The sequence below is a fragment of the Thalassobacillus pellis genome (genome assembly GCF_016908295.1).
Taxonomy (GTDB): domain Bacteria; phylum Bacillota; class Bacilli; order Bacillales; family Halobacillaceae; genus Thalassobacillus; species Thalassobacillus pellis.
Genome location: NZ_JAFBDO010000007.1, coordinates 103,575 through 123,582, shown reverse-complemented (window position 1 = coordinate 123,582; position 20,008 = coordinate 103,575). Strand labels below are relative to the sequence as shown.

Below are 20,008 nucleotides of genomic sequence, written 5' to 3'. Positions count from 1 at the left end.
GGTTATTCCCCTTTGAAAGCACGCTTCATTTTCTGAAAGAAGTTACCATGCTGTTCATCGATCGATTCGTTGCCGCTTATTTCACTAAACTCACGAATTAATTCTTTTTGTCGGTCTGTAAGTTTCTGCGGTGTGACCACGCGAATTTTAACATGCTGGTCTCCGTGAGCATGCCCTCTGACGTTAGGAGCACCCTTACCTTTTAGGCGGAAAGTTTTCCCTGTTTGTGTTCCTGCAGGGACTTTAAGTTTCACCTTACCATGAACCGTTGGTACTTCCAGTTCATCTCCAAGTGCTGCCTGTGCAAACGTGACTGGCATTTCACAGAAAATATGGTCGCCTTCTCGGTCATAAAATTCATGCGGCTGTACCCGCACAACGACAAATAAATCTCCCGCAGGACCGCCATTTACACCAGCTTCGCCCTGACCAGCTATCCGGATTTGCATACCATCATCTATACCAGCCGGAATATTTACATGGATCTTCTTCCGCTTTGTCACTCTTCCTGAGCCGCCACAAGAATTACATTTGTCTTTAACTATCTGACCGCTGCCTTGGCAGTGGTGACATACACGACGGTTGACTACGCGGCCGAATGGTGTGTTTTGTTCCTGGTTCAACTGACCGCTTCCCTGGCAATGAGGACATGTTTCCGGAGAGGTGCCTGGTTTTGCGCCAGACCCATCACACGTCTCGCATTCTTCTTCTTTAGGAATCTGAATATCTGTATCTTTTCCGAAAATGGCATCTTCAAAGGACAAATTCATCGTATACTGAAGATCGGCACCTTTGCGGGGGGCATTCGGATCTCTACGTCTTCCGCCTCCGCCAAAGAACATATCAAAGATATCCCCAAATCCGCCGAAGTCTTCAGCTCCACCACCAAAACCGCCAAAGCCTTGCCCTTGAGCACCTGCATGACCAAACTGATCATATTGAGCGCGTTTTTGCTGGTCACTCAAAACCTCATAAGCTTCTTTTACTTCCTTGAATTTATCTGCCGCGTCAGCTTCATCACTTACGTCAGGATGATACTGGCGGGCAAGTTTACGATATTTCTTCTTAATTTCTTCCTTGGATGCGTCTTTTCCAACACCAAGTACATCATAATAGTCTCGCTTACTCACTTGACGATCACTCTCCCGGCACTATTGCATAAAGTTAATAATAACATTGATTCAAGCAATGTTACAAATCGCTTTTTCTTAATAGCTTACGTGAAAAAAGCCAAAGCCAAGGGTTTCCTGACTTTGACTTTTGACACCAGCTTACTTTTTATCGTCTTCTTCGTTTACTTCTTCATAATCAGCGTCGACTACATCATCATTGCTGTCTCCGCCTTGCGCTTCCTGCTGAGCTTGAGCTTGTTGAGCTGCCTGCTCATATACTTTAGCGGATAAGTTTTGGACATGTTCCTGAAGGGCTTCTTTCTTTTCTCTGATTTTGTCCAGATCGTCACCTTCAAGTACTTCTTTCAATTCGTCTTTGGCTGATTCTGCCTGTTGCTTCTCTTCTTCAGATACCTGTTCGCCAAGGTCTTTCAATGTTTTTTCCGTAGTGAAGACCATTTGGTCAGCTTCGTTACGCAATTCTACTTCTTCACGGCGCTTTTTGTCCGCTTCCGCATTTTCTTCTGCTTCTTTTACCATTTTATCTACTTCCTCTTCAGAAAGCCCGGAAGAAGATTTAATAGTAATGGATTGCTCTTTATTAGTGCCAAGATCTTTGGCACGTACGTTAACGATACCGTTCGCATCAATATCGAAAGAAACTTCGATTTGTGGCACACCACGTGGTGCTGGTGGTATATCAGTAAGTTGGAAGCGGCCAAGAGTTTTGTTATCCTGTGCCATTTCCCGTTCCCCTTGAAGGACATGAATGTCTACTGCTGTCTGGTTGTCTGCTGCAGTAGAGAATACTTGGGAATGACTAGTTGGAATAGTAGTATTACGTTCGATAAGCTTTGTAGTTACTCCACCCATTGTTTCGATTCCCAAAGATAACGGGGTTACGTCAAGAAGAACAACGTCTTTTACGTCACCTTGAAGCACTCCACCTTGAATTGCAGCACCAAGAGCTACTACTTCATCCGGGTTGACACCTTTGGATGGTTCTTTTCCAACTTCTTTTTTCAGGGCTTCCTGTACAGCCGGTATACGAGTGGATCCACCAACAAGGATGACTTTATCAATTTCGCTTGAAGACATACCAGCATCTTTCAACGCTTGACGAGTCGGCTTCATGGAACGCTCGACCAAGTCGGAAGACAGTTCTTCAAATTTGGCACGAGTCAAGTTCATTTCCAGGTGCAATGGACCAGCCTCTCCTGCTGTGATGAAAGGTAAGGAAATTTGAGTCTGGGCTACACCAGAAAGATCTTTCTTCGCTTTTTCCGCCGCATCTTTTAGACGCTGCTTAGCCATTTTATCCTGAGAAAGATCGATGCCGTTTTCTTTTTTGAATTCTGAAACCATGTGATCGATGATTACCTGGTCGAAGTCGTCACCACCGAGACGGTTGTCACCAGCAGTTGCTACAACTTCAAATGTTCCTTCTCCAATGTCAAGGATGGAGACATCAAACGTACCACCGCCAAGGTCGTAGACAAGGATAGTCTGGTCCTGGTCTTCTTTATCGATACCATAAGCAAGAGCAGCTGCTGTCGGCTCATTAATGATGCGTTCTACTTCAATGCCTGCAATTTTACCAGCATCTTTCGTAGCCTGACGCTCGGCATCGTTAAAGTAAGCAGGAACAGTAATAACCGCTTTGTCGACTGTTTCGCCAAGGTAGTCTTCTGCATAGCCTTTGATATATTGCAAAATGATTGCAGATACTTCCTGTGGCGTATATTCTTTTCCTTCCACTTCCACTTTATGATCAGTACCCATATGACGTTTGATGGATAGGATGGTATTCGGGTTAGTGATTGCCTGGCGCTTTGCCACTTCCCCTACTTGACGCTCGCCGTTTTTGAATGCTACAGCTGAAGGGGTTGTGCGGTTGCCTTCCGGATTTGGAATTACCTTTGATTCCCCGCCTTCCATAACTGCTACACAAGAGTTTGTTGTACCTAAGTCGATACCTATGATTTTACCCATGGTAAAAATTCCTCCTTCTTTCTCTATATGTGGACTTCATCATTTACAATCAATGATTGAAATGTTTTTATTTTATCAAGTGGTGAGCACCCACTTATAAACCTTTATTCGTTCACTTTAACCATTGCAGGGCGGATTACCCTATCTTTCAGGCGATAGCCTTTTTGCATCTCTTCGATAACAACATTGGATTCATAGCTCTGGTCACTGACTTGCATTACTGCCTGATGGAGGTGAGGGTCGAATTCTTCTCCTTCAGCAGGAATCTCTTCGACTCCTTCTTTCTCCAGGGCAGTTTTGAACTGCTGGTAGACCATTTTCATACCATCAACGAACCCCTTTGCAGAATCGCCAGAAACTTCGACCTTCAATGCTCGTTCGAAATTGTCAAGAACGGGTACCAGTTCTGTGACCAGCTCCTGGGATTTATACTTCCGATCAGATTCCCGTTCTTTCAAAGAACGTCTTCGGAAATTATCATAATCAGCCTGCAGACGAAGCAGACGGTTCTGGAGTTCATCCTTCTCCTGTTTCAGCTTCTCGAGTTCACTATCCGAACCTTCTTGTTCTTCCTCGATGACTTCCTGTTCCAATTCCTCTTCCCGGCTGGTTTCTTCCTGTTCGTTATCTTCTGTTTCCAAGATTACTTCCTGTTCGTGCTTGTTGTCCTTTGCCATGTGGACACCCCCTTATATTCTGTTCACCGTTATCGACTATAACACTTTTAACGGCCGTACAAAAGTAAAAGGACAAAAAGAAGCGATGGGAGTGAAAACCCCACCATTATCCTTCTATCCTGAATTATTCACTATTTCTGGTACCATGATTTGAACGTCTCTGTCATTTGCCCGGACAGGACATGCATCAGTTGAATGACTCGATTATATTCCATTCGGGTCGGGCCAAGTAAAGCGATCGTTCCAACCTGATCATCGCCCAGTACATAGCTTGCTGTAATCAGACTGCAATCCTGCATGGCATCTACTTCGTTTTCATGTCCGATGCGCACCTTTAACCCTGGATGTGTGCTTCTCAGAAGATGAGCGATTTCATTCTCCTTTTCCATCATGGAATATAGAGAACGGACTTTTTCAAGATCCTTAAACTCTGGCTGTATGAGAATGTTGGTCTTACCTCCGACATAAAGTTTCGCAGGCTGCTCATCAACCAATGCTGCCTGCAGGTACTTGAATGCTTTTTCGTAGTTCTGCGTATGTGTTTTCAACAAATCGCCGACTTCTCGGAAAATATTCTCATGCAGTTTGATTAACGGAACACCACTTAGGCGTTCGTTCAGGATATTCACCATTTTCTCAAGGTCCACCGCTTCAATTTCAACCGGGATATTAAAAGCACGATGTTCAACATGTCCCGTGTTTGTCACAAGAATCGCGACAGCAGTCTGCGAAGTCAATGGGACGATCTGCAGCTGTTTCAGCTTCGTGTCGAACACTTCGGGACCGAGAATGATGGACGTATAATTCGTCAATTCTGAAAGGATCCCCGCTGACTTCTGGACGACACGCTCAAATTCCAGCATCTGATCACGAAAAGCATCCTGAATAGATCTGACTTCCTGTTTAGAAAGCCTGAATGGCGACAGCAGATGGTCTACATAGAACCGGTATCCTTTTTCAGAAGGCACCCTTCCTGATGAGGAGTGCGTCTTCTCAATCAGACCCATTTCTTCCAGATCCGCCATTTCATTTCGTATTGTAGCTGAACTGAATGTGACTTCATCCTTCTTTGAAATAGAACGTGAACCCACTGGTTGTGCTGTATGGATGAATTCATCAACAATCACTTGAAGTACTAACAATTGTCGCTCAGTCAACATGATGATCACCTCTGTTAGCACTCTCTTCTAACGAGTGCTAAATCTAATAATAAATTATCAAAAGCGATTTTGATTGTCAACGAGTTTGAATTTATTTTTTTCACCTCATGTTTCAAGCAAGAATTCCTGAAACACCTCATTGCCGAGCATCCTGCCTTTGTCTGTAAGTAAGATGTGTCTATTTCTTTCTTCAATCAGTGCACGTTCCTTCAAATGAGGGATAGCTTGTGAAAACACCGATTCTAATGGATCCCCGAATTTTTCCTTAAAACGGTCGATCGATACGCCCTCTGCTTTTCTTAAACCCAGAAACATTTCTTCTTCCATTTGCTCTTTACGTCCAACCACTTCTTCATGCAGTACAGGATATCCGTCTTGATTCGCCTGCTTCAAATAAGCTGGAAGAGGACGGAGATTGATAATCCGCCTGCCAGGCAGGTAACCGTGGGCTCCTGCACCAAACCCATAATAATAATCATTATTCCAATATGTCAGGTTGTGCTGGCTTTCAAAGCCGGGCTTGGCAAAATTACTGATTTCGTATTGCTTCAGCCCAGCTCCTTCCATTTTATCCTGAAGCAATTCGTACATCCTCGCTTCCGTTTCTTCAGGAGGTTTGGCAAGTTTTCCCTGCTTATACCGCTGATAAAAAACAGTTTTCTTTTCAATTTGCAACGAATAAGAGGAATAATGGGGCAGGTCAAACGCCAGTGCTTCGTCCACAGTGTTTTCAAATTGAGTCAGTGTTTGTCCAGGGAGAGCATAAATTAAATCTATACTGATATTGGTCAGTCCCTCTCCAATCAACCGGTCAATATTAGTATAGACATCCTTCACCCGATGCAGACGGCCGATTTTTTCAAGCATGTTATCATCGAACACCTGAACTCCCAGTGAAATACGGTTTACCCCGTAGTATTTTAGTAATTTAACTTTTTCTAAATCCAAATCACCAGGATTTGCTTCAAAAGTATATTCCGCACACGCTGCAATATCATGATATTGGCTGATGATCTGAAGCAACTTTTCCAGCTGACCATGATTAAGGGCTGTCGGAGTTCCGCCTCCAACAAAAATTGTTCTAGGCTTTGCTTTGTTCCCGGGAATATAGTGATGTATTTCTTCTCTAAGTGCTTCCAAATAATCATCAGCCAGCCGGTCATTATAGAAAAACTTGGTGAAATCACAATAATGACAAATTTGCTGACAAAAAGGGATATGAATATATACAGATGGAATCTGCATGTTATTTCCGCCTTTCATGACGAAAACCGCAAGAAATATTCCTGCGGTTTCCCATTATCAATTATCATCGTCATCCATTTCCAATACAGACATGAATGCTTCCTGAGGGACTTCCACGGATCCTACCATTTTCATCCGCTTTTTACCTTCCTTTTGTTTCTCGAGGAGTTTACGTTTACGCGAAATGTCCCCGCCGTAACATTTGGACAATACGTTTTTCCTCATTGCTTTGATGGTTGAGCGGGCAACTACTTTGTTGCCGATAGTCGCCTGGACAGGTACTTCAAACTGCTGGCGTGGAATAAGGTTTTTCAGCTTTTCGACGATTTGCTTGCCTCGTTCATAAGCAAAGTCCCGATGGACAATGAAAGACAAGGCATCAATGGTATCCCCATTCAACAGAATGTCCATTTTCACAAGATTTGATTGCTTATAACCAATCAATTCATAGTCAAAGGAAGCATACCCTTTTGTTTTTGACTTCAAAGCATCGAAGAAATCATAGACGATTTCGGAAAGCGGAATTTCATAGACCACATTGACACGATTTTCATCCATGTACTGCATGTCCTTGAAATCGCCTCTTTTCTTCTGGCAGATTTCCATTACTGGACCGACATAATCATTCGGCACCATGATAGTTGCTTTTACAAATGGCTCCCTTACTTCCTGAAGATTCTGGTTGTCTGGCATTTTTGATGGGTTATCCACTCGGATTTCCGTTCCATCTGTCATGGCGACCTGATAAATAACACTCGGTGCAGTAGTAATTAGATCAATACCGAATTCACGTTCAATCCGCTCCTGGATGATTTCCATATGGAGCATGCCAAGAAAACCGGTACGGAATCCGAAGCCAAGTGCCTGGGAAGTTTCTGCTTCATATTGCAAGGAGGAATCGTTCAATTCCAGACGTTCCAAAGCTTCTCTCAAATCATTGTAACGATTGGCATCTACAGGGTACATACCGCAGAAAACCATAGGATTAAGTTTTTTATAACCAGGGAGCGGTTCTGCAGCCGGTTTCTTCGCAAGGGTGATTGTATCACCAACACGGCTGTCACCGACGTTTTTAATCGATGCAGTTAAGTAACCGACGTCCCCTACAGTCAGCTCATCCAATGGGAAAGGTTTCGGCTTGAATACACCTACTTCATTCACCTCAAACTCTTTCCCGGTCGCCATCATCTTAATTTTGTCTCCAACTTTTACGGAGCCTTCCTTCACACAAACATAAGCGATGACACCTCGATACGGATCATAAAGCGAGTCAAATATCAAGGCTTTAAGTGGTTCATCAATGTCGCCGGTAGGGGCAGGCACATCTGAAACTATCCGTTCAAGGATTTCGTCGATACCTTTGCCCGCCTTGGCTGATGCCAAAATCGCATTGGAAGCATCAATGCCGATAACGTCCTCAATCTCTTGTTTAACACGTTCCGGGTCAGCACTTGGCAGGTCTATTTTGTTAATGACCGGAATGATCTCCAATTCGTTTTCCAATGCCAAGTAAACATTGGCCAACGTCTGAGCCTCAATTCCCTGGGCGGCATCTACAACCAATATTGCCCCCTCACATGCTGCCAGGCTCCGGGAAACTTCATATGTAAAATCTACGTGCCCCGGCGTATCAATCAAATGAAAAATGTAATCTTCCTCATCTTGTGTATAGTTCAATTGAACGGCATTCAATTTAATTGTAATCCCGCGTTCTCTTTCCAAATCCATGGCATCAAGGAACTGTTCTTTCATTTCCCGCTGCGTCAATGCCTTGGTCTTTTCTAAAATACGATCAGCGAGAGTTGATTTTCCATGATCAATGTGAGCGATGATCGAAAAATTTCGCACGCGCTGCTGTCTGTTATTACTAGTCAATTTCAATCACTCCTACTATAATGACGAACGATAGCCAGCCTCGATTATAGCAATAGATAACCCATTATTCAATGAAAAGCAAAAAAGCCAGGGAACCGGATTTGAAGTTACCTGGCCAGCTGATCAATTATGTTTCAAATAATGGTTCTACAATTTTAGCGACTGTGGTAATGAACAGGTCATATACTTTCGTTACTCCTGTACCTAAGGCTTCTGCAACTTTCACACTGGAGTGAGCAGCTTCCGATTTGTACACATGCAGTTTTTCCTCTACACTATGCTGTTCAATTGGAACGCCCATGACAGTCACATCATACGTGTCATTGGTTTTATCTTTGATGACCAGAGCCTCATGGAGCTGGTCGGTCGTGTATCCTCTTGTCTGTACTACTCCTTCACTAGCCTGATTAATTCCGAATAATACACCGAAAAGAAACAAGGAAATCGTAACCAGTATGAACATGATATATTTGACCATTAAACCACCTCCATGATTATTCTGCAGATACTTTTTCTGTATCCTCCCAGTAATAGTCACTGAACACTTCCGCTACAATATCAGCTGTGCGATATAACTCTTCCAGTTTATTCTCTACCCCTCCGAATTCAATCAGGATAGCTTTTTGGGATAAATCCTGATTATACTTTCCATCAACGCCGCTTCCTTCTTTTTTGATGACCCCCCGGCTGATACCAGGATATTTTTCCTCTATTTTTTTATGCAGATCTGTCGCTAACTGGAGGTTTTTTTCATAATCTGGATGTTCTGCCCCTATAACAAACATGATTCGCGCATAATCTTTTCCATTAATTTCAGTAGTCGTATCTTTTCTCTTTAAAGCATCACGGTGCAGGTCAAAAAAGTATGTCAGGCTTTCGTTTTCTGCCATCGCTTCCTTTACTACAGGTCTGGCGGCATCATAGGATTCGTAATACTCCATTCCTTTACCTGACAGGCTCCCCGTTATATCTGTATGATCTACCATTGCACCTATGCCGTTAGCCTCCAGACTTTCCCCTAAACGATCGCCGACTTTTGTAATATTGACTTCACTGTGAAAAACAGAATCAGTACCTTCAGGTAAATGCGGAAGAAAGGATTCCCGATTATGAGAATGATAAATGTAGACGATATTTTTCCCATTTGTGCTAGGTCCTTGTTGTTTATCTTTTTCTGGAGGATCTTTTTCTTCTCCCTCAACCGCCTCCTGCTCTTTCTGGACAACATCCAATGGCGCATGCGATTCTACAGGTAAGTTGGCGTAATCCGTTCCTTTCCCGGCAATAATTATTTCACCATTATAAGTAGAAAGACCAGGAAGTTCATGTCCGAGTAAGCTTCTTGGATCATTAGGAGTAAGGCTGGTTGCCAACTGGAAAGACAGAGTCGATAATTCCGGTGGTTCCAGGTTTTCTGGATAAGCTTCTTTGAAAACTCGGTTTTCCAAGCTGAACAAATAGAGAAAGGAGGGACCTTCAATTTGACTTGTCCAGCTTTGAATCGTTTCAGAATATATCCGGTAAGTAGAATTGACACTTGTCATCGCGCCGATGATCAGGAGCAGGGCCAGCATAGCACCGACTGCCATGCCAGTGCGCGTATATAAGCCTTTGACCCTTTGGTTTCTAAGCGTCGGCAGAAGCTTCTTTTTTTTCATATCCCCATTCCCTTCATGACCTTAAGCTGATTACTAAAGTCTATGAAGGGTTAGAAAAAATAGAACTGTTCTCTATCATTTCCTCTATTAAATTTAACGTGTGAAAGATTGAGAATCTTCTCCTTCTACGCTTTGATGGAGGGCGCCGTTAATACCAGCCGCTAACGTATGTGCCATATCCTTGATGAAACCGTCTACTTCTTTAGGGGTAACCATCAGGTTATGGCCCAGAGGTTTTAGTACTTCTCCGATCAACTGACGCTTTTCTTGTTCCTGCAGCCCGCCGACCATTCCAAGGATAGCTCTTCGCTGTTCTTCCCCTGGCAAATCTTCTTCACGCAATTCCCGTTCTCCAAATGTCATGCTGGCAGGAGTAAGGGATTTGGAAGGATCATCTTTTTCTCTCCATTCCCGCCCAAGATGCTTAAGCAGATAGTCGATGGTATCGCTCGTAATCGTGACAGCATCCACAACAGTTGGAACCCCAACAGCAATCACCGGAATATCAAGGGTATCTTTGCTGAGTTCTTTCCGTTTATTGCCTACTCCTGAGCCGGGATGTATCCCTGCATCTGACAGTTGAATGGTTGCATTTATCCGGTCGATAGAACGTGAGGCAAGGGCGTCGATAGCGATAACAAAATCAGGCTTTGTTTTTTCGATTATTCCAAGAATAACGTCACTTGTTTCAACTCCCGTCACTCCCATTACCCCTGGAGTAATAGCTGATACTGGACGGTATCCTTCCGATACAGTTTCTGGACGAAGCTTGAACAGGTGTGTTGTTACCATGATCTTTTCCATCGCCAGCGGACCAAGTGCATCGGGAGTTACGTTGTGATTGCCTAACCCAACGACCAAGCATTCCTGGTTCGGTTTTATGTTATTTAATTCGAATAAATAACCAAGTTCATCAGCTAAAACACCTGCGAGCTTTTTTTGCATTTGGGTGTCTTGATTCCTGATCGCTTTTGACTCAAGGGTTACATAATTTCCCGGTTTTTTCCCCAGCTGCTCCTCAGCTGCTTCATCAATGGTGACATACGTAACATTAATGTCATTGACCTTTTTCTCTTCTACTTCGATACCCGCAGGATATTGGTTAGTCTTTTCATCTTTAACGACCATTTCCTTAGCCTCGACAGCTAAATCCGTACGTACAGTAAAGTCAATACTATTTTCACCCATATTTAGTCTCCTTTTTGGTAATAGCTTGGAGCAGAGACCGTTGTTTTATACCTGTATCCCACTCAGTCTTTATAAATCTATTGAAAACTGTGTTACGCTTTGGTAAAATGTCTCTTGTTCGATATGAATGAGTCTTATGTTTTTACCTGGGAGGTGAAATCATGCCAAATATTAAATCTGCCATCAAGCGTGTACGCACAACAGATGACCGCCGCGCTCAAAACCTTGTATACAAAGGGGATATGCGTACGGCTGTTAAACGCGTCGAAACTCTTGTGAATAACAATGATGGAGAGAGTGCTAAAAACGCTCTTCAGACTGCAAAAAAGAAAATTGACAAAGCTGTTCAGGCTGGAATCATCCACCAAAACAATGGCAATCGTCAAAAATCTCGCCTAGAGAAAAAAGTAAACAGCCTGTAAGCTGCTTTTTTTGAATTTATGACCAACAAGCGACTCTTGCCAGGGTCGTTTTTACTTTTCTAAAAAAACGGAGTCCTCTGCCTTAACTGCAGCAGGACTCCGTTTTTTAATTCGGTTTCGTTATCCATCTTCTATGTTGCATGTTATCCGATTCGTTCTGAAGCTTGTTTAATATTGATCAGCTGGTATAAAAGTAGTTCAAAGGCAAGGTTTTTCTCTACCCTTCCCTGCTTGATATGCTGATCAGTTTCGGTTAACTGATTCATGATTTGTTCCAGTTCTATTTGCGTAAAGTACTGTTCACGTTTCATAGCCATCTTAATCACATATGGATGGGCCTGGATATATTGACGCATCTGGTTTGGAGCATATCCCTTCTGTTTTAAAATCTTAGCCTGATATATTATTCGGAATTGAGATGCCAATAATGCGGTCAGTGCAATTGGATCTTCATTGGTACGCAAAAGATCTTTATATAGATGGATGGCACGAGATAAATTTCTTTCCATCACCGCATCAACCAACTTCAAACCAGATGCCTCCGCTGAATGAGAAAGCATTTCTTCCGCAAGCTCTTTCGTAACTACGCCATTTTCACCGAGGTTCAAAGCAAGTTTTTCCATTTCACTTTGGAGCACCATCAAGTTTGTTCCAATTTCCCTGATGAACAGTTCATGCAATTCCTTTGGCACATGAATATGTAACTGGTCAGCAAGTGTTTGGATCCATTCATCTAAATTCCACTCTTTAACAGGTTCACAAGCTACTGCTTCCCCCTGCTTTTTAAGCAGTTTTATGACTTTTTTTCTCTCATCGAGCTTTTCGTATGGGGCAGTTAAAATAAGGATAGAATAATCAGCCGGGTTTGAAAGGTAAGATTGCAGAGCATCTACATTATGGTCAAAAGGTAGTTTATCTGGTTTTGCTTTCATAAACACAGGCTTGTCCGCTATGATAATTTTCCTCTCACCAAAAAAAGGGTACGTTTCTGCATCAGTCACAACATCCTCTATCGGTGTTTCTTCAAGATCATAGGAGGATACATTTACATCCTGATCTTCTTCATTCAAGGCGTTGGCCAATATTTTCTGCTTAATATCCTGAATCATGTAAGATTCTGTTCCATATAATAAGTACACTGAGGAAAATTGCTTTTTGTTAATTTTTTTCAGAACATCCATATAACTCACTTGTTTTCCACCTCTGCCTAAAAGGTTTAAAAGGTGACAGGCACCTCGTTTAGTTCCTATCCTTCTTAAAAGAACCAATGTTCTAATTTTATGCCGGTTAGGAAGCCTTGTCAAAAGCATCTTTTTCGAGGTACCTGAGTAATCTATATGAACGTCGCACCTTCTTTCCCGGGAGTAAGAAAGTGCGGCGAAATTGTCCTTCGGTTATAGATTGACCAAAAGGACAAAAACTATAGATGACAACTCTTGCTAACCAAGGCAATAAAAATAATCCGAATAGGATTTTTTATATTTTATTTTGAATGATTATGGATTTTTACTTCTGTTTGCCTTATACTAAAAACCAGATATAGGAGGGGTTACAGTGAATGAATTTAAGAAGGATGCACAAACAAAAACCAACGATGTCATCGATTCTGCCAATGGCTTCATTTTTTCATTCTTGTTCTTTTTCATCATTTTCTTCATTGGCGTAGTGGTGAGTGTCATCGGTCTATAATCCAATCCCAAAAGACTGCTCAAAGGGCAGTCTTTTTTAATACTTTAAGAAAGTTTAACTCTGTTAAAGTATTAAAGTATAAGCAAAACTAAGGCTTTCGCCATAAGGACTTGGCGACAAGCCAAGTTTTTCTAATGAGCGGATATAATAATATTTATCGCTTATTTATCCTACTATACGTGAGAAAAGAGGTAAATGTTCCTCTTTCGTCATCATATGCATACTGAATGGCGCCATGTAGATCCGTTCGCAGAATGTCGACTCGATTTTTCGTAAGCCTGTCAACGATGTCTTTGTGTGGATGCCCATATCGATTTTTTCTTCCTGCTGAAATTAACGCTATCGATGGTCTTACTTCCTTGAGGAACCCTTCAGATGTCGAAGTATTACTCCCATGATGAGCCACTTTCAACACATCGATATCAAGAGCAGGATAATCTTTAATGATTCTTTCTTCCTCCCTTATCGATATATCCCCTGTAAATAACCATTTTGCAGCCCCAAATTCTGTGTAAAGGACTAATGAATTCTGATTGGTGTCTTTTTGATCCTCCCTGGGACTAAGAAAATAAAATTTTTGACTACCGATCTCTACATAACCCTGGCCAACTACCCCTAACTCGACTTCATTTTCTACAAGCACCTTTTTCAACTTGTCAGGAAATCGGAAATATGGACTTACTACAACGCTATTTACTTTTATCAGACTTACCAGCCTTTCCGTACTGCCAATATGATCCGCATCCTCATGTGTCATAAACAATGTATCCACTTCTGTAATACCACGCGAGTGTAAAAATGGCTGGATAATATCTTCAGCGATTTTATTTTTATTTTGGGTGAAAGGAGCAGGACCAGCCGCATCAATCATTACGATCCCTCTTCGATATGGAAGTTCAATCACCATACAGTCACCTTGGCCGACATCAAGCATAGTTAAATAACCGTGTTCTTTGAAATAAGCTTTCCCTGAAAAAAAGACCAGTATTAAAATGGCTAAAATGGAACTGATAAATGCTTGCGTTTGTTTTTCTTTATCCAAAAAAGAGAACATAATAATCATTAGCACATAATAAGCAGCTATATATCCGCTGGTCAACTGCCCTGTAACCCATGGGTAATACAAATGATCATCCATTATATAGAGCAGCTTGAAAATTTGGCCGTTTACTATGGTGAACATTTCCGACAATATATCCATAAATGGAAGGGACAAAAATTGAAGCATGAAAAGCCCAAACATAAAGGGTATAACAAGGATGGTGAAATAAGGAACAAAGAGGAGATTAATGATTAAGGATAAGGGATTAAAAAGATAGAAATAATGGAGTTGCAGCGGAAGGATGGCCATTTGACTGATGAAACTGATGCGGATGAGAAGAAGAAGTTTATTAGAGCCTTTCAGCCATTTCCCTGAGAGGATAAGAGCAAAGGTGGCAAGAAAGGAAAACTGAAAACCAAGATGATAAAAATAGGCTGGATTAATGAACAAGAAGAGTATAAACAGGAGACTGATCATATCGGTCATTTGCAGACGATATCTGACCTTAACTAATAACAATCCACAGAAAATCATTGCTGCAGCACGCAGAACAGATGGTGCTCCTCCAGCAAGAACACTATATAACGGGAGTATAAAAACCAAGCACCACTGGCTTTTTTCTATTGTCATCAACCCCGTCCGGTACAGACAAAAATAGCAAATCGCTGCCAATAGACCAACATGCATACCGGAGATGGCAAGGATATGGGATAAATTCCACCTGCGAAACAACTCGATTGTTTCATGGGATAAACCATCCATATCACCAAGAATCAATGCATTAGCCCAGTCAGCGGTTTCTCCGGGGAGATGGTTTTTAGTACGATCAATCAATCCGGACCGAATATCGTGTATGTTTGCAAGCCATGAAGATCCCGTACATGTAATGGGTGTTTTATCATCAACAATAATTTGCTTTTCTATTCCCCTTCGAAAAAGATAGGCACGAAAATCAAATTGACCAGGATTTGTCGCCGTCGCAACTGGCGTAACTTCCGCATCGATCATACATTTTGCGCCATACTTCCAGGACGAACGAAAAGTTTTCACCTTTCCCGCTGAATCCTCACCTTTAAAATAGGTAACGAGCATTTTCTGCCTGGAGGATTTATCATGAATGGTCACTTCCATTTTAACGTCTGTTTCGTTCACTGGTGTTATTATTTCCCCTTGAGAAATGGAAGAACCTGTATCTTTGGCTTTCTTTGGGGAATCGTTACTGATAAGAACGTAACCTGATAGGAAGGCTGCAACCATTATACAGACCAGCATTTGATTCCTTAACCGCATATAACAGCTTGTACATATTGCCACTGCGCCAATCAACCAGGCAGCCATATGGCCTCCGGCAGCTATTCCCCCCAACATAAAAGGAGCAGCCACCAGATGCCACTGTCCCTGGTAATCAAGCTTCATGGGTATGGCTTTGATGAAAAAGCTTTTTTGCGACTTCTTTCAAACCTGAAACCTTCTCAGGTTCTGCCCCTCTGGCTTCTATTTCATTAATTAACTCATCCATGAACTCAAGCTTTTCTGAATGATACGGATCAAGGGAGATGTTCTCTAATTCCACTTTATGCATTTCAACGCCCGCTTCACGGAACAGTTCGATTGCATATGGGTGGTTGCGATAATCTGTACTATAATAGACAGCCTTTATACCAGCCTGGATAATCGCCTTACAACAGTGAACACACGGAAAATGGGTGACATAGATCTCTGCACCTTCTGTGGCTACACCGAATTTTGCACATTGAAGAATGGCATTCATTTCTGCATGAATTGTTCGGACACAGTGCCCATCGATGACATAACAGCCCTCATCAGCACAATGCACACTTCCGCTCACACTGCCATTATAGCCTCCAGCAATCATTCGCTTATCTCTAACAATCGTGGCACCTACAGCCAGACGTTCGCATGTACTGCGCATTTTCAGCAAGTGACTTTGTGCCATAAAATATTGATTCCAGGAAATTCGCTCCATTTAAAATAATCTCCTTTTCTATGTAGCCTGTTGTCAAAGTTCAGTTTACACGGTCATTTGTAAAAACGTCAACGCATTAAGGGAGCTGGATAGCATCGCTGATATTATCAAGTGTTTTTTCACCAATGCCTCCCACTTCAAGCAAGTCTTCAGGGGTACGAAATAAACCATTCTCTTCTCGATATTTGACAATAGCCTTTGCTTTTGATGGACCAATACCTTCCAAATTCTGAATTTCGGTTTCACTTGCGTAATTAATCCTTATTTTTCCATTTTCGTTCCCTTCACTATTATGTTGACCGTCTGCACCACCGGTCTTTCCCTTCGCAGTGATAATGATCATCATTTCATCCTGAACTTTTTGAGCCATATTTACGGAAGTATGATCCGCTTGTTCAGTCAGCCCACCCGCCAAATCAATTACATCAGCTACCCTGCTATTCAATGGTGTTTTATAGACACCAGGAGTTGCAACCTCTCCTTTGATATCGACCATTACTTGATTCTGCACTTCAGAACGTTTCGTTGTTTCACTGTCTGTTGAAAATTCTTCTGTCTTTAATGACAGACCCTGCTGATCGGTTGGTTTGTCTTTTTCATCAACTCCATAGACAATCCAAACAAGCAGAAGTACAGGGACCAGGAGCCAAGCATATTTTTTGATAAAGAACATATAATCAAACACACCCTTTCATACGACCATGCACTGGGACATATAATTGTGATACTGATGTACAGGAAAAGGAGGGATAGATATGAATTGGGGAGTTATCGGAACGGGGAATATGGGAACGATTCTGATTGAATCATTACTTGACAGTGGGGCTCTTGATTCGGAGGACCTGACGATTACAAACCGATCTTTGGAGAAAGCCTATAACCTTAAAAAGAAGTATAGTGGTCTGAATATAGAGAAAGACATCATAAAAGTTGCTGAACAATCCGATATTGTATTTATCTGTGTCAAACCCCATGATATGAAACCTTTGTTCAAAGAATTAGCGGCAAGCTTGTCAAAAGACCAGTGTGTCGTTTCCATTACAAGCCCTGTGGATGTCAATGAGCTGGAACAATGCCTGCCTTGCCAGGTTGCAAGGATTGTTCCTTCCATTACAAACAGGGCATTCCAAGGTGCAAGTTTAATTACATTCGGACAAAACGTCACACCGACTACCAAAGCCTTACTAAAACAGACATTTAAATTCATTTCCAAACCAATTGAAACAGAAGAGCAGTACATTCGAGTGTGTTCCGATATTGTTTCCTGTGGGCCTGCGTTTTTGAGTTTTCTGATGGAGAAATGGATTATTGCAGCTGGGGAAGTTGCAGGGCTTCCTGATGATACGGCAACGGATTTGACGTGTGAAATGCTGATTGGATATGGGGAATTACTATCAAAAGAACATTATACTCTTCAAAAATTAAGAGAAAAGGTAAGTGTCAAAGGCGGAGTTACAGGTGAAGGAATTCAAGCACTTGAAGCTAATATCGGAGAGTTGTTCGAAAGAATGTTCGAAGCTACACAAGCTAAGCACAGGCAGGATAAACAAATGTTGAGAAGGATGGATTAATGGCTAATGTTTTATTATCTTTATTCGCCACTGAACAGTATTTATCCTTTAAAAAAGTCGAGGAGCGGTTTGACAATCGCCCTTCGACTTTTTCATTTCCAGCTAATATTCATCTCTAAAAGTAATCGTTTGCCTGGGCATTTTCACTTTTTTATCAAGACTTTTCACACACAAAAAATAATCGATCTCCAGCTGAATCATCCATTGCCTTTCTACCGGAAAAATCTGCGAAAGCTTGTATATGTTCAAAACCTGTCTCATTCAGTAAAGCATTCAAATCAGCCATAGCATACCCAGTTTGATAGTGATATTCATCAAACCTCTCATATACGCCGTTTTCCTCTATAAAAAATGTAAGATCATGCTCCACCTGATTTATACGGTCCCCTTCGTTACAAAACCAAATATAGGAAATATCATCATAAACTTCAGCAAAGGTTTCCCCCGCCATGTCCCTGCTCAGATGTTCGATAGAGTGGACATCAAATATAAAGCACCCGCCAGGCTTTATTGCCTCGAATGCATGATGAAAAACCCTAAGGAGATCAGTATGGGTATTCATATAGTTCAATACATCACAATAGGAAACAACACAGTCAAAATTTTCAAGGCCTTCAAGGCTGCGAATATCCTGACGCAGCCATTTAATATTCAAAGCCTCAGCTGCTTTTTCGTTGGCGACCGTCAGCATATCTCCGGACACATCCACACCTGTAACTCTGTGTCCTTTTTCTGCTAAACGAAGCGTGATTTCACCCGTACCGCAACCGAGTTCAAGAATATCAGCATTTTTCTTTGTCAAATGCTTTTCTGTAAAAGAAACCCAATCATCATAAGGAGCATCACGCATCAGCCTGTCATAAATCAACGCCATCCTGCCATAAGCCATGTTTCTCTATACACCTTCGATAGCAACCGTAGGAGCATCTCCCCACAGGCGCTCAAGATTATAGTAATTCCGTTCGTCTTTATGAAAAATATGGCAGACGACATCATGAAGGTCGACAAGTATCCACCGGGCCTGTTCAAATCCTTCGATTCTTGATACCGAAATACCATTTTCTTCAGCCTTATCCTTCAATTCTCTTGCTATTGCCTGTACCTGACGCTCGTTCGAGCCTTCACAAATCAAAAAGTAATCGGCAATCAACGAAACCTCGGTCATATCAAGTACTACGATGTCATCCGCTCGTTTATCATCACACGCCTTGGCAATCATTTTAACAAGTTCATTGCTATTCATTTTTTCCCCTCCATTTCATTTTTTTTCACACGTTGAATCAATTCATTATAGGTATGGAATGTATCGGGGTAAACCGTCTGACTTTTACTCAATAAAAATTGAATGGTATTCCGTGACGCCTGCATGCATGCTTTATCCAGATCTTGTGCCGCGGTTTCCCTGACTTCCTCTACACCCGGAAATTTTCTTCCTGGCTCGATATAATCAGCCAAGAATACAATTTTATCCAGGCGTTTCATATGCTTTTTCCCGGTTGTATGACAGGCAATTGCGGAAAGTATGTCAGAATCCCTTACTCCCAATTCCTTCTCTGCCAGTAAAGCCCCCACAGGACCGTGCCAAAGTTCGTGATGATACGTTAATAGATCTTTAGGCAGTCGTTTGTCACTTTCAATCCAGCGACGCATCTCTTCTCTATCACGATACTTGGCATAATCATGAAGAATGGAAGCAACCTGTGCCTTATGGGTGTCGGCATTATACTGTTCTGCTAGCTGAACAGCTGTTTCAACTACACGCACGGTATGTTCGTAACGCTCAGGTTTAAGCACTCTATTTACGACTTTCCATGCTTGAGTAAGATCAATCATATAAACCATGCTCCTTTATATATTCCAATACCCTGTCTGGGAGAAGATATTTCGTTCCCATTCCATTTTTCAGCCGTTCCCTTAGCATGGATGAGGAAACTTCGATTGCGGGTACTTCTACTTCATGAATAGGATATGGACTTTCCAAAAGGTACCCGGTGCGTTTGACACCGACGAATTCGATCATTTCTAAAAGCCGGTCAATAGCATGCCATTTGGGGAGGTACTGCACCATATCACCACCTATGATAAAGAAAAACTTGGCGTCAGGATAATTTTCTTTCAATTGTCTGATTGTATGGACAGTGTAGGATTTCCCTTCACGTTCCAATTCGATATCTGAAACAGCAAGATGGCTATTATCCGCTACCGCCCTTTCCGTCATTTCCAATCGAGCTTTTCCATCAGCTAATGGCCCTGATTTATGTGGCGGTACATGAGACGGAATCAGCCAAACCTCATCTAATTCAAGGCTCCTGTGTACTTCTTCAGCTATAATCAGATGTCCCAAATGAGGAGGATCGAATGTCCCTCCCAATAAACCGACTTTCTTCATA

The 20,008-nt window shown here is 42.1% G+C and carries 20 protein-coding genes; 3 read left to right on the top strand and 17 right to left on the bottom strand.

The annotated features are described in order from the left end of the window. Window positions 1-2 precede the first annotated feature (2 nt). The 9 genes from dnaJ to gpr all read right to left on the bottom strand — a co-directional run bounded on the left by dnaJ (window position 3) and on the right by gpr (window position 10,907). Complete coding sequence (gene dnaJ, locus JOC33_RS17825) at window positions 3-1,130, bottom strand: molecular chaperone DnaJ (RefSeq protein ID WP_205093902.1); 1,128 nt, start codon at window positions 1,128-1,130, stop codon at window positions 3-5. 141 nt (window positions 1,131-1,271) lie between these two features. Then, complete coding sequence (dnaK, locus tag JOC33_RS17820) at window positions 1,272-3,104, bottom strand: molecular chaperone DnaK (RefSeq protein ID WP_205093901.1); 1,833 nt, start codon at window positions 3,102-3,104, stop codon at window positions 1,272-1,274. A gap of 104 nt (window positions 3,105-3,208) precedes the next feature. Further along, entirely contained in the window at window positions 3,209-3,781 is a 573-nt protein-coding gene (gene grpE, locus JOC33_RS17815) for a nucleotide exchange factor GrpE (protein ID WP_205093900.1), read from the bottom strand. 131 nt (window positions 3,782-3,912) lie between these two features. Beyond that, window positions 3,913-4,941 (bottom strand): heat-inducible transcriptional repressor HrcA, encoded by a 1,029-nt coding sequence (gene hrcA / locus JOC33_RS17810; protein ID WP_205093899.1) that lies wholly within the window; start codon window positions 4,939-4,941, stop codon window positions 3,913-3,915. 105 nt (window positions 4,942-5,046) lie between these two features. Beyond that, entirely contained in the window at window positions 5,047-6,186 is a 1,140-nt protein-coding gene (gene hemW, locus JOC33_RS17805; protein ID WP_205093898.1) for a radical SAM family heme chaperone HemW, read from the bottom strand. A gap of 57 nt (window positions 6,187-6,243) precedes the next feature. Beyond that, window positions 6,244-8,061, bottom strand: coding sequence for a translation elongation factor 4 (gene lepA / locus JOC33_RS17800; protein ID WP_205093897.1), 1,818 nt, complete (start codon window positions 8,059-8,061; stop codon window positions 6,244-6,246). Between the two features lie 127 nt (window positions 8,062-8,188). After that, complete coding sequence (locus JOC33_RS17795; RefSeq protein WP_205093896.1) at window positions 8,189-8,539, bottom strand: DUF3679 domain-containing protein; 351 nt, start codon at window positions 8,537-8,539, stop codon at window positions 8,189-8,191. 16 nt (window positions 8,540-8,555) lie between these two features. Beyond that, the gene (spoIIP, locus tag JOC33_RS17790; protein ID WP_205093895.1) at window positions 8,556-9,719 is read right to left on the bottom strand and encodes a stage II sporulation protein P; all 1,164 of its coding nucleotides are present in this window, start codon (window positions 9,717-9,719) and stop codon (window positions 8,556-8,558) included. Window positions 9,720-9,812: 93 nt separating this feature from the next. Further along, entirely contained in the window at window positions 9,813-10,907 is a 1,095-nt protein-coding gene (gene gpr, locus JOC33_RS17785) for a GPR endopeptidase (RefSeq protein ID WP_205093894.1), read from the bottom strand. A gap of 161 nt (window positions 10,908-11,068) precedes the next feature. Between gpr and rpsT the strand changes: the two genes are divergently transcribed. Continuing rightward, a complete protein-coding gene (rpsT, locus tag JOC33_RS17780; RefSeq protein WP_205093893.1) occupies window positions 11,069-11,329 on the top strand; it encodes a 30S ribosomal protein S20 in 261 nt (86 codons plus the stop codon). A gap of 143 nt (window positions 11,330-11,472) precedes the next feature. Here rpsT and holA read toward each other — a convergent pair whose 3' ends face one another. Beyond that, entirely contained in the window at window positions 11,473-12,510 is a 1,038-nt protein-coding gene (gene holA / locus JOC33_RS17775; RefSeq protein WP_239534297.1) for a DNA polymerase III subunit delta, read from the bottom strand. A 373-nt stretch (window positions 12,511-12,883) separates the two neighbouring features. Here holA and JOC33_RS17770 point away from each other — a divergent pair, with 373 nt between their 5' ends. Beyond that, the gene (locus JOC33_RS17770) at window positions 12,884-13,018 is read left to right on the top strand and encodes a YqzM family protein (RefSeq protein WP_205093891.1); all 135 of its coding nucleotides are present in this window, start codon (window positions 12,884-12,886) and stop codon (window positions 13,016-13,018) included. A 154-nt stretch (window positions 13,019-13,172) separates the two neighbouring features. On the opposite strand, the gene JOC33_RS17765 is transcribed toward JOC33_RS17770, so the two are convergent. The 3 genes from JOC33_RS17765 to JOC33_RS17755 form a co-directional block, all read right to left on the bottom strand. After that, entirely contained in the window at window positions 13,173-15,428 is a 2,256-nt protein-coding gene (locus JOC33_RS17765; RefSeq protein ID WP_205093890.1) for a DNA internalization-related competence protein ComEC/Rec2, read from the bottom strand. Between the two features lie 37 nt (window positions 15,429-15,465). After that, complete coding sequence (locus JOC33_RS17760; RefSeq protein WP_205093889.1) at window positions 15,466-16,047, bottom strand: ComE operon protein 2; 582 nt, start codon at window positions 16,045-16,047, stop codon at window positions 15,466-15,468. A 76-nt stretch (window positions 16,048-16,123) separates the two neighbouring features. Then, the gene (locus JOC33_RS17755; RefSeq protein ID WP_205093888.1) at window positions 16,124-16,720 is read right to left on the bottom strand and encodes a helix-hairpin-helix domain-containing protein; all 597 of its coding nucleotides are present in this window, start codon (window positions 16,718-16,720) and stop codon (window positions 16,124-16,126) included. A gap of 82 nt (window positions 16,721-16,802) precedes the next feature. On the opposite strand from JOC33_RS17755, the gene comER reads away from it, so the two are divergent. After that, the gene (comER, locus tag JOC33_RS17750; protein WP_205093887.1) at window positions 16,803-17,618 is read left to right on the top strand and encodes a late competence protein ComER; all 816 of its coding nucleotides are present in this window, start codon (window positions 16,803-16,805) and stop codon (window positions 17,616-17,618) included. 154 nt (window positions 17,619-17,772) lie between these two features. Here comER and JOC33_RS17745 read toward each other — a convergent pair whose 3' ends face one another. The 4 genes from JOC33_RS17745 to JOC33_RS17730 are packed head-to-tail and all read right to left on the bottom strand — an operon-like array spanning window position 17,773 to window position 20,007. Beyond that, window positions 17,773-18,507 carry a class I SAM-dependent DNA methyltransferase gene (locus JOC33_RS17745; RefSeq protein ID WP_205093886.1) on the bottom strand — a complete coding sequence of 245 codons (735 nt, stop codon included), beginning with the start codon at window positions 18,505-18,507 and terminating at the stop codon, window positions 17,773-17,775. Window positions 18,508-18,513: 6 nt separating this feature from the next. Continuing rightward, the gene (rsfS, locus tag JOC33_RS17740) at window positions 18,514-18,861 is read right to left on the bottom strand and encodes a ribosome silencing factor (RefSeq protein WP_205093885.1); all 348 of its coding nucleotides are present in this window, start codon (window positions 18,859-18,861) and stop codon (window positions 18,514-18,516) included. Then, window positions 18,858-19,448, bottom strand: coding sequence for a bis(5'-nucleosyl)-tetraphosphatase (symmetrical) YqeK (yqeK, locus tag JOC33_RS17735; RefSeq protein WP_420825724.1), 591 nt, complete (start codon window positions 19,446-19,448; stop codon window positions 18,858-18,860). The genes rsfS and yqeK overlap by 4 nt, the downstream gene beginning before the upstream one ends. Further along, window positions 19,444-20,007, bottom strand: a complete 564-nt coding sequence (locus JOC33_RS17730) for a nicotinate-nucleotide adenylyltransferase (protein WP_205093883.1) — start codon at window positions 20,005-20,007, stop codon at window positions 19,444-19,446. The genes yqeK and JOC33_RS17730 overlap by 5 nt, the downstream gene beginning before the upstream one ends. Window position 20,008: the final 1 nt, after the last annotated feature.